The following is a 12,535-nucleotide window of genomic DNA, read 5'->3' as shown; positions in this document are numbered from 1 at the left end:
ATGCGAGTCACATCTGCCCCTGATTTGGACTATCTATTTCCCGACAGCCCCTTTTCTCTGTAGACTATTTTAGGCCTTTATAGCTCTCGCTACATTTTTATCTTATCTTTCTTTTGCTTTTCTGTCAACATTTTATGTCTATTTTTGTTGCGCTTATGTCGCTTTTATCGTATACTTATTATGTTGTCCGGAACCTCCGGAAGGGAGGAGGTGATCCTATGGAGCACTTTTTAAATATAGTGTGTTCGGTCATGGCTGGTTTGATCATCCATCTCATCAGCAAGTGGCTAGACCGACACGGACCAGACAACTAGCCCAACTACATAAAAACTCCCCGGAACCGACACTTCCGGGGAGTTTTTCCTATGGAACACTTTTTAAATCATAATAGCTTTCGCTATATTCTTATCTTATCTCTCTTTTTCTTTTCTGTCAACACTTTATGTCATTATATTCCTATGCCCGCTCGCTGTAATGATGTGCATCCTCCAGCATCATATCCTTCACCTTCATAAGGCGGATCTGGGAGCTTCTCTCGTTCTCATCCAGCTTCATGGTGATATATTTGATGGTCTCCTGTGCCTGGGGAATAATCACATGCTCCAGCGCATTTACACGGCGCCTTGTCTTCTCGATCTCGGCAGCCATGAGCTGGCAGGCTTTCTCCACCTCTGCAAGTCTGAGCATATCCGGCAGGATATCCGCAAGAGACTTCACCGCTCCGTCCAGATCGCTGGAGGTAAAGGCAAAACCGTAGGAATAGATATCGTTGGCGTCCGCGGTCCTGGTCTTGGTATCAAACACCGGGATGTTTACGCTCATAACATTTTTCTTCCCTACTTCCAGGCTCACCTGCTGCTTCGGCGCCATCAGTGCCGTGTGGAGTGTGGCCTCATCCATGCCTGCTCTGGCGATGACAAAGTTCTTGTTCGCGGCCAGTATCCCCGCTTCCACCTTCTGGCGGAGCGCCATATTCTCTCTTGCCAGATCCAGGAACTGACGCATCAGCTCATCGCGCTTATCTTTGAGGAGCTTGTGGCCTCTCCGGGCTGTGACAAGTTTCTTTTTCGTTTTTGTAAGCTCCATGCGGGTAGGAGTGATCTGTGTCGATGCCATATTGCATTCCTCCTTCTATTTCCACGTGCGCACGGCATCTTTTGCCGCGGCTGGCCTTTGGCCTTGGCCGTGCCCAGCTCGATTCCGCTAACGCTTCATCGCGCTGCCGGGCGCACGCCCTATGCACCTTTGCGGAAATATCCGTCTGCAGGCAAGCCTGCACGGCTATTTCCACAAATCTGCGCACGGCTTACTGTTTCCCATAGTACAGATCCAGATACTTGTCGTCGATACGTTTCAGCTCGGACCTTGGCAGGATGGACAGAAGTTTCCAGCCGATCTCCAGTGTCTCCTCGATGGATCGGTCTGTGTGGTAACCCTGGGACACATACTCTTTCTCAAACTCGTCGGCAAATTTTGCGTAAATCAGATCGATCTCTGTCAGCGCCGCCTCGCCCAGAATAGTCATCAGCTCCTTAGCGTCCTTTCCTCTTGAGTAGGCCGCGAAAAGCTGGTTCATGGTGTTGGAATGATCCGCCCTTGTCTTGCCCTCGCCGATACCTTTGTCTTTCAGACGGGACAGGGAAGGCAGCACGTCGATAGGCGGCTGCACGCCCTTGCGGTACAGGTCACGGCTCAGGATAACCTGCCCCTCTGTGATGTATCCCGTAAGGTCGGGAATGGGATGGGTCTTGTCGTCCTCCGGCATGGTCAGGATGGGAATCATGGTGATACTTCCCTTCTTGCCTCTCTGCCGACCTGCGCGCTCGTACATCTGTGCCAGGTCTGTGTACATATATCCGGGGTAGCCGCGGCGTCCCGGCACTTCCTTCTTGGCTGCGGAGATCTCACGGAGAGCGTCCGCATAGTTTGTAATGTCTGTCAGAATGACAAGGACATGCATGTCTTTCTCAAAGGCCAGGTACTCTGCTGCCGTCAGGGCCATACGGGGTGTGGAGATACGCTCCACCGCCGGGTCATTGGCCAGGTTGATAAAGAGTACCGTTCTGTCGATAGCGCCTGTCTCCTTGAAGGACTCCACGAAGAAGTTGGACTCCTCAAAGGTGATACCCATGGCCGCGAATACAACGGCGAATTTCTCATCGGTTCCACGCACTTTTGCCTGCCTTGCGATCTGGGCTGCCAGCTGGGAGTGAGGCAGACCGGAGCAGGAGAAGATAGGCAGCTTCTGGCCACGGACAAGAGTGTTCAGTCCGTCGATGGCGGAGATGCCTGTCTGGATAAACTCGGAAGGGTAAACCCTGGCCGCCGGGTTCATAGGCAGACCGTTGATGTCCCTTCTCTCTTCCGGGAGGATCTCCGGGCCTCCGTCCGCGGGGCGTCCCAGACCGTCAAATACGCGGCCCAGCATGTCCCCGGACACGCCCAGCTCCAGGCTTCGTCCAAGGAAACGCACCTTGCTGTTGCTCAGGTTAATACCTGCGGCATTTTCATAGAGCTGTACGACAACTTTATCGCCGTCCACCTCCAGCACTTTGCAGCGGCGTTTCTCGCCGTTTGCCAGTTCAATCTCGCCGAGTTCGTCGTAGGTGACGCCCTCCACGCCTTTCACCATCATCAGCGGGCCGGCAACTTCCTGTATGGTTCTATATTCTTTTGGCATGATTAGAAGTCCTCCTTCCCGAATGTGTCTGCGATCTCTGCGTCGAGTTCGCTCATAATGCTTTCATAGTCAGACTCGATCTTGTCTGTCACGGTATATTTATAACGTCCGATCCTCTCGCGCACTGCCATCGCAAGAAGGGCATTCATGGCAGCCCCCTTGTTCAGCGCGTCCATGGACTTCTCATAGAAGGCCAGCACCAGCTTCATCATCAGATACTGCTTTCTCAGAGGCGTGTAAGTATCCACGTCGTGGAAGGAATTCTGATGCAGGAAGTCCTCACGGATGGATCTGGCAGCCTCCATCTTCAGCCGGTCGGCCGGAGACAGGGCATCCATACCTACCATCTGCACGATCTCTTCCAGCTCCGCCTCATCCTGCAGAAGGCTCATCATCTTCTGACGGTCCTCCATCCAGTCGGGAGCCACCTTTTCATTGAACCAGCCGCTCACATTGTCCAGATACAGGGAGTAGCTGGTAAGCCAGTTGATGGCCGGGAAATGTCTCTTGTAAGCCAGATTGGAATCCAGTCCCCAGAACACCTTCACGATACGCAGGGTTGCCTGGGATACAGGCTCCGAAGTGTCGCCTCCCGGGGGAGACACGGCTCCGATTACAGACAGGGAACCCTCTCTTCCTTCTTTTCCAAGAGAGATCACATGACCTGCCCTCTCGTAGAATTCCGCCAGACGGGATCCCAGGTACGCCGGGTATCCCTCCTCGCCGGGCATCTCCTCCAGACGTCCCGACATCTCACGGAGAGCCTCCGCCCACCGGGATGTGGAGTCTGCCATCAGAGCTACCGAGTATCCCATGTCGCGGAAGTACTCCGCGATCGTAATTCCTGTATAAATGGATGCCTCACGGGCTGCGAAAGGCATATCCGATGTGTTTGCGATGAGGACGGTCCTCTCCATCAGGGAGCGGCCTGTCTTGGGGTCTTTCAGCTCCGGGAACTCATTCAGAACGTCCGTCATCTCATTTCCACGCTCGCCGCATCCGATGTAGACCACGATGTCCGCCTCAGCCCATTTTGCAAGCTGGTGCTGGATCACGGTCTTGCCGCTTCCGAAAGGTCCCGGCACAGCCGCCACACCGCCTCTGGCAATGGGGAAGAAGGTGTCGATAACCCTCTGGCCTGTCACAAGCGGCACATCCAGGGGCAGCTTCTTCACGTAGGGGCGTCCCCGTCTTACCGGCCACTTCTGTACCATGGTCAGCTCTTTGTCCCCGCTTTCCGTGGCAATGACTGCCACGGTCTCATCCACTGTAAATTCTCCCGCGCGGATCTCTTTCACGGTTCCTTCAATTCCATAGGGAACCATGATCTTCTGCTGCACTACCTGGGTCTCCTGCACGGTGCCCAGAACATCGCCGGCTTCCACCTGGTCACCGGCCTTTGCCACAGGGACAAATTCCCACTTTTTCTCCCGGCTCAGCGCGGCAACCTCCACACCTCTTTGAAGGTTGTTTCCGGAGATCTTCATGATCTCGTCAAGAGGGCGCTGGATACCGTCGTAAATGCTGGAGATAAGGCCCGGCCCAAGCTCCACCGACATGGGCGCTCCTGTGGACTCCACCGGCTCGCCCGGTCCAAGTCCGGATGTCTCCTCGTACACCTGGATGGACGCCTCGTCCCCGTGCATCTCTATGATCTCGCCTATCAGGCGCTGTCTGCTCACGCGGACCACGTCGGACATGTTGGCATCCCGCATTCCGGACGCGATGACCAGCGGTCCTGCTACTTTTTTGATCGTACCTGTACTCATAATGGACGTATCACCTCTACTTTCTTAGTTGCTGAACAGGATATCAGATCCAACGGCCTGTTCCACCGATTTCTTCACTCCCCTGACGCCGCTGCCCGTATTGCCGGACACGCCCGGGATCTCTATAATGGCCGGGAGGATCTGCCCCTCGTACCGGGCTGTCTCCTGTTTCAGGTCGGCTGCCAGCGCCTCGGTGATATAGATGATCCCATATCCGTCCGCGACGAGCTGGTGGAGCCTCTCCCCTGCCTCTGCGGGTGTGACGGGAAATGTGTCAAGCCCCAGAGCAGCGAAGCCGTAAATGCTGTCGTAGTCGCCCATTACTGCTATCTTATACATACATTTCCCTTACCCTTTCCCGGATCGCCCCTTCCGGAAGCTCGCTCCTCTTGCCGGAGAGAACGATCCGCACTGTCTTGATCTCATTTTGTCTGGCAAGTACATACGCCACAACCGGGCCTATGGTAAATGCCTTATATTTCTGCGGGCTGATGGTCTGGATGATGCGGTTGTCACACCAGCGCTCAAAAGCGGACATGGACTCTGAGAGAGCCTCCGCTCCGCCTGCGTACTCTGTGCCCAGTAAGTAGTCCCGGATCGCCTCCGGTCCCGAGAGGGCCGCCTTCGCAAGCTGATCCACGCTGATGCTGCCGCACTCCGCCATGGCCTGCTTCATAAATTCTATAGATTTTGCGGTTTTCTGCGCACGCACGGCGATCTTGATGTCCGCCACTGCCACCACGGATCTGGCGTAGTCCCGGATGATCTCATCCTCCGACTCCATGCCCGCTTTGTAGATGGCATCCAGGGCCGCTCTGTCTATGATGATGTCGCAGAGCTGTCCGTCCCCCGCGTGGAGAAGCGCGTCGCATGCCTGCTGCGCCGCCTGGCTCATGCCTGCCGGAAGCCGCCCGAAGTCTTTCTCCCGGATGATATCCAGCATCTCCTGGCCGGAAACTTCCGTATCCTCGTAGAAGATATCCCTTGGCACCTCCTTCACGCACGCTGCCTTGACGGCCGCCTTCAGATTGTGAAACAGCTTCTGGTAGGAGAGCACTTCAAATTTCTTTTTGTCGATAGACAGCTCTCTCACCGTCTGCCAGATCTTTTCCTCCTCGCGCTTCAGCATCTTTTCTCCGTCTGCAGAGGTGTCCGTGTCACCCCAGCCGCGCTCCGCCAGGAACTGCAGGCACTGCTCATAGCTCTGGCAGGCGATCAGCTGGTCGATGACCGCGTTGGAAAAGAGGGAGACCTCAAGCGCCCTTATGCGGGCAACCGCGTAGGTATACTTTTCACTCATTTAAGTTCCTCCTCACGCCCTGTCCCCGGAAAACAATCCTCTCTGGACACGGTCACTCATCTCGTCACGCCTGGTCTCGAAGATCGCCTTAAATGTGCAGTTCTCCTCGATGCCGCCGTACACCAGCACAAACCCGTCCGGGACGAGAGGGTCTCCCCCGGCCAGGGCGAGGGCGCCGCCCTTTGCCCGGGCCGCCTCGCGGATCTTCTCCTCAAATCCGGCCGGCATGCGCTGTACATCTGCAGGGGAGAAATGGATCTCTCCGTCCTGGGGAAGCACGTAGTGGTCCAGCATCTTTTCGATCAGGTCAAAATACGCTGCCGGGTCCATCTCTTTTATTTCCCGGTAAGCCTCCTCCAGTACCTCTGCTATGATCTCCTGCCTGGCGGAAAGGAGCTTCGTGCGCCTCTCCAGGTCTGCTGCCGACACGGCCTTTTCTTTCAGGCTCTCCGCCTCTGCCCGCGCTTTTGTCAGGACAGCCGCGGCAGATTTCTCCGCCTGGCTCTTCTGTGCGGCCAGGAGCTCTTCTGCCTGCCTTTCGGCATCCTGGATCTTAGCCTCAGCCGAGGACCGGGCCTCTTCCAGGATCCGGCTTTTCATTTTTTCTAATCCAGTCATAGCCTTCGCACTCCTTTTCCTGTTTTTAATGTGTTAACCGTAACATCCGCCTAAACCGGGATCGCTGTTACAGCCAGGATGGAGATAAGAAGTGCCAGGATCGCGTAAGTCTCAACCATGGCCGGGAACAGCATGGCTTTACCGAACTGCTCCGGCTTCTTGGCAACGATGCCGATGGACGCCGCTGCCGCCTGTCCCTGGGATTTTCCGGAGATCAGTCCCACGATACCTACCGGCAGGCAGGCTGCCAGGATCAGAAGTCCTGTCTGGGGTGTCAGATCTGCGGCTCCTCCTCCGAGAAGGCCGATCTTGGAAAGTGTCAGGAAGCCTACCAGCAGTCCGTAGATTCCCTGTGTACCAGGCAGAAGCTGGATAACGAGAACCTTGGCAAATTTACTTGGATCCTCTGTCACAACGCCGGCCGCAGCCTGTCCTGCGATGCCGACACCGATAGCAGACCCGGCGCCTGCGAGAAATACTGCCACTGCTGCTCCAAGAAGTGCATATACCAGTCCTAAATTCTCCCATATACTCATGATAAAGTTTCCTCCTTAATATCTACATATTTTGTATCGCTCTCAAAGGGTTCAAAGGGTTTTCCTCCCCCTTCGTAAAATTTACCGAAAAACTCCACAAACTGGAGACGGTTCGTGTGTACGTACGCGCCCAGCAGGTTGATGGCCAGGTTCATGGCGTGGCCCACGATAAAGACCACGATGAACAAAAGCACACCGAATACGCTCTTTCCCATCATGCTTCCCATCTGGTTGACCACGGAAGCAATAACGCCCGTGGCAAGTCCCAGCGCCAGGAGACGGGAGTAGGACAGCACGTCGCTGAGCCATCCTGTGATATTGTAAATATCGTAGGCGCCAAGGGCCAGCCTGAGCACCGGATTTTTGTTGTCCCGCCCGGACATGAGCAGAAGTCCTACCGCTCCCACAATGGCCAGCGCCTTGGCCAGCGTGTTCATAAAGGGCGGGAACGAGATCTCCATCTGGGAGATGGAGCGGAAGATCTCTGACGGAAGCAGCATCAGGATCAGTCCCATCAGAAATACATACCACAGCACAACATCACAGAAGAAATCCAGGATTTTTCCATCCTTGAGTTCCATGTAGCCTTTGATCCCAAGTCCCACAAACAGGTGGATCACACCAAACAGCATGGAGAAGACCAGCAGCTTCATCGGATCATTAAGAGGTGCGAACCACAGCGGCGGCACACTGACCTCTTTCCCGAAAAACACGCTGGAAACCACATCTACCACGTCCCCAAAATAGCCGCCGAACAGGACGCCCCACACGATGGTGGAGATGCCGCAGAACATGAACAGCTTCAATGATTTGTGCATCCCTGCGCTCATCCTGGGGAATTTCTTCAGTGCAATGAAGCAGACAATGGCGACAATGGCGCCGTAGGCTGCATCAGACAGCATCATTCCGAAGAAGAACACGTAGAAAAATGACATGATCGTGGTGGGGTCGAACTCTCCCTTGTGGGGGAGACCGTAGGACTCCAGCACGCCCTCCACACTGGAGGAAAATGCATTGTTATGCAGGATCGTGGGCGGCTCCTCATCCTCTTTCGGATCCTCCACATCCATGACACAGTCATACTTCTGGGCAACAGCCTTCTCCAGGGCAGGCACGGCCTTGGCCGGCACATACCCGCTGATGAGGAACGTCCGTCCGGACTGGGGCAGTGTGCCCAGCACCTGGTATTTCTCCGCCCGGATGCGGTAGTAGTCTGAGATGTACTCCAGCTCCTCCCGCCTGCCGGCGCAGTCCCGGATCTCCTCTTCCTTTCTTTCAATCTCCCTGTTCAGTTTTCCAATATCCGCCTTCAGCTCTTCGGTCCGGACTGCCGGATCTGCCGGCACCATCTGGGAGGGCCTTGCAAATCCGCCCTGCCTCAGGGCTTCCTCCACTGAAACGGCATCCTCTTTCATACAGAACACAGCCAGGTACACTCCGTCCGTCCCGGAGGAAACGATCTCCACATGCAGCTCCTCGGTCTCGGGGATCTGCTCTGCCAATATCCTGTACACGTCCTCCAGCGTGGTGCCGGCGGACATGACGCCCGGCAGCATGACTGTATGTCTGGTCCCTTCATAGTTCATGGGAACGCCCAGCCCCAGCCAGGGACTCAGGCTCTCGATCTGGTTTTCATCCTTGAGAATGGCAGCCTTCTTCTCCGCTATCTGTCTGCTGTGCAGAAGGATATCTGCCGCCATTTCCATGATCTCTTCCCTGTTTTCCGCCGCCTTTTGCAGCTGGTCTTTGTCCACCAGTTTCTTCCCTTCCAGGCTGGCAAACATGGACTTTTTCTGGGGAGCGTACTGCTCCAGCACGTCCAGGGCCTGGTCAGCTGTGTGGGCTTTCTTCTCAAAGCTCAGCCTGGGCCCTGTGGTGTCCATCCGCTGGAAGATCTCATCTTCTTCCTCCGCCAGCTGGCTCACCTCCATGATCCCCAGAGACTGGAGCCTTTCCAGGATGGCCTTTCGGTCCTTCTTCAGCGCGCAGATACTGACTCTTTGCATCTGCAGTACTGCCATAGACACATCCCTCCTTTTCTCTTATTTTTTAAGAAGCGTCTCATATCAGATGAGCAATGACATCTGACACGGCAGCCGCCTTCTTTTTCCCCGCTTCTTCTCTCAGAGTCCGGATCATTTCCTTCGTCTCCCCGGCTGCCTTTTCTGTCACTTTTTTCCCTTCCTCAGCAGCAGAGTCCATGACAGCCGCAGCCTCGGTTTTTGCATCCTGGAGGATCTTATCCTTCATTTTCTCCGCCTCACCGGATGCCTGGGAGAGGATCTGCTCACAGCGCGCATCCGCCTGTGCCGCGATCTCTCCGGCCTCTTTCTCAGCCTGTTTTATGGTCTGAATGGTCTCTTCTACCATCAATTCACCACCTCACTTTTCCTTTTTTTGCTTTCTTGTAGTTCAAATTATAATATGATTTATTCAGTATGTCTATTATTTTTTGTATTTTTTGTTTTCAATCCTTTTGTGATTGCACAATTCATACTATAATCTTACAATTTTTATTTTTTTCTCAGAACACCATTTTTTTCATTTTATTCCTATACTTTCTCCCTCTCGTTTTGATTTTATACAGATCATATCCTGCAATTCAAGGACAAAAAAACCACACACATCCGCAGTGGATGCATGTGGCTCTCTGCCGTTTTTAGTCCCAGGACAGGCGGTGCAGATGTCCCTCTGTGCTCATGCCTGCAAATCCGTTCTGCCGCAGGGCTTCATACAAGACAATGGCGACGGAATTGCCCAGGTTGAGGGATCGGATCTCTCCCATCATGGGGATCCGCACACAGGTCTCCTGGTGTTCCACAAGAATTTCCTCCGGTATGCCGGCGCTCTCCTTTCCGAACATGATATAGCAGTCCGGCTCATACCGGACATCGGTGTAGACCGCAGGCGCTTTTGTGGTAGCCATGTAGATCCTGGCTCCCGGATTTCTGTTCAGGAAATCCTGATAGTCGATGTACGTCGTCACATCCAGGTCCTTCCAGTAATCCATGCCCGCCCGCTTCAGGCTCTTTTCATCCAGCCGGAAGCCCAGGGGCTCGATCAGGTGAAGCCGCGCCCCTGCAGCCACGCAGGTCCTTCCTATATTTCCCGTATTGGCCGGTATCTCCGGCTCGTGCAGCACGATGTTCAGCATCTGTATCCTCCCGATTCTATCTGTCGTTATTCCTGCTGCCAGATCTTCCAGATCTCATCCGGTCCAGGACGGTCCAGGAATCTGGCCTCTTCGCCGTTTCGTATGATCTTGTCCCTGTCATTTCTCATCCTGCCTATGACCTGGGTCCTGATCTGCTGCCGGCCCAGCCGCTCGGCCACTTCCTCCCCGTCGGCTGCCGCAAGAAGGAAACATCCCGCGGAGGTGAGCTGATAGGGATTGATGTGGAAAAGCTCGCACACTTCGATGGTCTCCTGCCGGACCGGGATCTTCTTCAGATCCACGTCCAGCCCCCGCCCGGTCCGGGCGGACAAGTCCCACAGGGCCTTGAAGACGCCTCCCTGGCCCACATGGCGGATCACAGGGATCTGCGCTCTCCTGGCTGCCGCAGCTGTGTCCAGGGCAAAGATCTGCTCCTGGCTGGCCCGGATCAGCCGCAGGAAAGAGGGGGCAAACCTGCGGGAGAGGATCTCTCCTTTCTCCTCTCCGATCCGCAGCATCCCCTCCAGGCCGGCGCTGCCGGCCACCAGAAGATCCAGCTCACCTGCGGCTTCTGGACATTCAGGGCCCGATCCTCCGGCCCCTTCCGGGCTCTTAGATGCTGTCCGCCCCTCTGCCGTCACCAGGGCGCAGGGAAGGGACACCGCCGGGCATCTGCCTCCCTCCGTCTCCTCTGTTTCGAGAAAAAATGGCAGATCCCCTGCCATTTTCTTCCACTTTTTCTTCAGATCATACAGGCAGGTATTCTCCCTGTCTGCCGGTATCTGGAACGCCGCTCTGGCGGCAAATGTCTCAATGCCCCGGGCCGCCAGGGCGTTGACACAGTGGGCCAGGGCATACCGCCCGATATCTCCCTGTTCCCCGTATACGATCGCTGTCTCTGTCACAATCTGCTCTCCTTTATCCTTCTGTCTGGGTCTGCTCCTGGCTCTGACCTCCCGCCGAGGCAGCCTGGCTCACCGCCGCATTGATCTTCGCCTGATCCTGGGAGGCGATGGCATCCTGCAGGGCTTTCAGCACATCCCCGCTGGCCGAGGCAGTGCCCACCTCGATAATCTGGTCCGATTTCTCATAGTGGCTTGTGTTGAACACTTCCCGGCTGACTTCCTCTCCGTTCTCGTACACGATCTTCCAGAGCTGGGCCTCCACGCCGTCGTGGGGACTGCCTGTCTCCTGGGTCGTGCCTGCCGCCAGCTCGCTGTTTTCTTTATAGACGGTCCCATAGGGCTCCGTGCTGATGGTCTCGCTCTCGTACTCCACAGTCCGGCCCTCGGGCCTTGTCTCCTTGCCATAGATGATGAACTGGAGCTGGTTGCTGTCATTGATCTCGCCGTATATATAGATCGGTGTGTCGTAACTGTTCTTGAACTTAAAGTCCAGATAATCCCCGGCAATGGCCGCGTCCCTGGAAGGCTTCACGTAAGCCACTGTCATGGAGTGGGGTGACCGCTCCACCACTTCCAGCTCAGCGTAGATCACCGCATTGTAGAGCGTGGTGGACACCTGGCAGATGCCGCCGCCGTAGTCTGAGACAACCTGCCCGTTCTCGTAGGCTCCCGCCTCCACGTAGCCGTTCTCCGGCGTAAAAGGTCCGGTGATCTGGCCCACAGACAGCGTCTCTCCCGGCATCAGGATCTTTCCGTTCAGCTTATCCACGCCATTTTTCAGGTTCTGCCACCTCTCGCCGCCACCCGCATTGGTCCAGAAGCTGCCCAGCTCATCCTGTATGGAAGACAGATCCTCCTCCGTGATCTGGGGCTTCTCCTTTTTGGTCTGCAGCTCCACCGTGAAATCTTCATGCTCCCACTGGTCATTGAGATGGTCTGTGACAGCGTCCATAGTGGCCTCCACATCCACTGTCTTTCCCTCCTGCTCCGGCGTGATCTCAAAGGAGGTGGCCGTCTTCTGGATGGAGGCATCTACAGCCCCCTGCACAAGGGACGCTGCCCGCTCATTCAGGACAGCCTCGGTCTGCTCTGCGTCCAGGCTGAATTTCTCCCGGATCACATACTTCTCTTTTTCCAGCCCCTTCTGCTGCCTGTAACGGAAAAAGACGCTTCCCGTCTTGCCGTAGTTCACTGCCTCTTCTGTCAGTTTTTCCACATCACTGGCAGACAATCCCAGCTCGCTTAACGTGGCCTGGGCGGAGCCGTTTTCCGCTGTCAGGGTCACTGTCACCGCGCCGTCCGACGCCGCGTGCTCCTCCAGGGAGGCGCTGGCCTCCTCCGCTGTCATGCCGGACACGTCCTGGGCCCCGATCCACACATTGTCGCAGATGACATCCGGGTCCACTTTATTCACATAATTTCTAAAATGCATATAGACACCCAGCAGGGCGATCAGTACCAGCCCCGCGGCTGCCATAATGAGAAGACGCATCTGCTTCTGTCTTCTCCTGGTCATTCTCTTTGTTTCCCTCAGGCTCCTTTTCCGTGTCGCCATACGCTCCCGCCTATCCTT

At 55.5% G+C, this 12,535-nt stretch carries 12 protein-coding genes; all 12 read right to left on the bottom strand.

Features of this window, described 5'->3' with window-relative positions; translation table 11 throughout:
• Positions 1 to 456: 456 nt before the first annotated feature.
• Positions 457 to 1,116: a V-type ATP synthase subunit D gene (locus Q5911_RS10160; RefSeq protein ID WP_076780070.1), complete on the bottom strand. Its 660-nt coding sequence runs from the start codon at positions 1,114 to 1,116 to the stop codon at positions 457 to 459.
• Between the two features lie 190 nt (positions 1,117 to 1,306).
• On the bottom strand, positions 1,307 to 2,680 hold the full coding sequence (locus tag Q5911_RS10155; RefSeq protein ID WP_076780068.1) for a V-type ATP synthase subunit B: 1,374 nt from the start codon (positions 2,678 to 2,680) through the stop codon (positions 1,307 to 1,309).
• A 2-nt stretch (positions 2,681 to 2,682) separates the two neighbouring features.
• Complete coding sequence (locus tag Q5911_RS10150) at positions 2,683 to 4,449, bottom strand: V-type ATP synthase subunit A (RefSeq protein ID WP_281724563.1); 1,767 nt, start codon at positions 4,447 to 4,449, stop codon at positions 2,683 to 2,685.
• Positions 4,450 to 4,473: 24 nt separating this feature from the next.
• Positions 4,474 to 4,788, bottom strand: a complete 315-nt coding sequence (locus Q5911_RS10145) for a V-type ATP synthase subunit F (protein ID WP_076780065.1) — start codon at positions 4,786 to 4,788, stop codon at positions 4,474 to 4,476.
• Entirely contained in the window at positions 4,781 to 5,749 is a 969-nt protein-coding gene (locus tag Q5911_RS10140; RefSeq protein WP_226395468.1) for a V0D/AC39 family V-type ATPase subunit, read from the bottom strand. The genes Q5911_RS10145 and Q5911_RS10140 overlap by 8 nt, the downstream gene beginning before the upstream one ends.
• Positions 5,750 to 5,761: 12 nt before the next feature.
• The gene (locus Q5911_RS10135; protein WP_303182608.1) at positions 5,762 to 6,367 is read right to left on the bottom strand and encodes a V-type ATP synthase subunit E; all 606 of its coding nucleotides are present in this window, start codon (positions 6,365 to 6,367) and stop codon (positions 5,762 to 5,764) included.
• 50 nt (positions 6,368 to 6,417) lie between these two features.
• The gene (locus Q5911_RS10130; protein WP_076780058.1) at positions 6,418 to 6,903 is read right to left on the bottom strand and encodes a V-type ATP synthase subunit K; all 486 of its coding nucleotides are present in this window, start codon (positions 6,901 to 6,903) and stop codon (positions 6,418 to 6,420) included.
• Positions 6,900 to 8,924: a V-type ATP synthase subunit I gene (locus Q5911_RS10125; protein WP_076780056.1), complete on the bottom strand. Its 2,025-nt coding sequence runs from the start codon at positions 8,922 to 8,924 to the stop codon at positions 6,900 to 6,902. The genes Q5911_RS10130 and Q5911_RS10125 overlap by 4 nt, the downstream gene beginning before the upstream one ends.
• Positions 8,925 to 8,964: 40 nt before the next feature.
• The gene (locus Q5911_RS10120; protein ID WP_226395471.1) at positions 8,965 to 9,273 is read right to left on the bottom strand and encodes a hypothetical protein; all 309 of its coding nucleotides are present in this window, start codon (positions 9,271 to 9,273) and stop codon (positions 8,965 to 8,967) included.
• A gap of 289 nt (positions 9,274 to 9,562) precedes the next feature.
• Positions 9,563 to 10,057: a tRNA (cytidine(34)-2'-O)-methyltransferase gene (locus Q5911_RS10115; RefSeq protein ID WP_303182607.1), complete on the bottom strand. Its 495-nt coding sequence runs from the start codon at positions 10,055 to 10,057 to the stop codon at positions 9,563 to 9,565.
• A 26-nt stretch (positions 10,058 to 10,083) separates the two neighbouring features.
• Positions 10,084 to 10,962 (bottom strand): AIR synthase-related protein, encoded by an 879-nt coding sequence (locus Q5911_RS10110; RefSeq protein ID WP_303182606.1) that lies wholly within the window; start codon positions 10,960 to 10,962, stop codon positions 10,084 to 10,086.
• A 13-nt stretch (positions 10,963 to 10,975) separates the two neighbouring features.
• Positions 10,976 to 12,517, bottom strand: a complete 1,542-nt coding sequence (locus tag Q5911_RS10105) for a VanW family protein (protein ID WP_303182605.1) — start codon at positions 12,515 to 12,517, stop codon at positions 10,976 to 10,978.
• Between the last annotated feature and the right edge of the window lie 18 nt (positions 12,518 to 12,535).

This window comes from Lachnoclostridium phocaeense, from assembly GCF_959599685.1.
Classification (GTDB): domain Bacteria; phylum Bacillota; class Clostridia; order Lachnospirales; family Lachnospiraceae; genus Claveliimonas; species Claveliimonas monacensis.
Note: the sequence above shows the minus strand (reverse complement) of the source record. Positions and strands in the feature narration are given on the sequence as shown.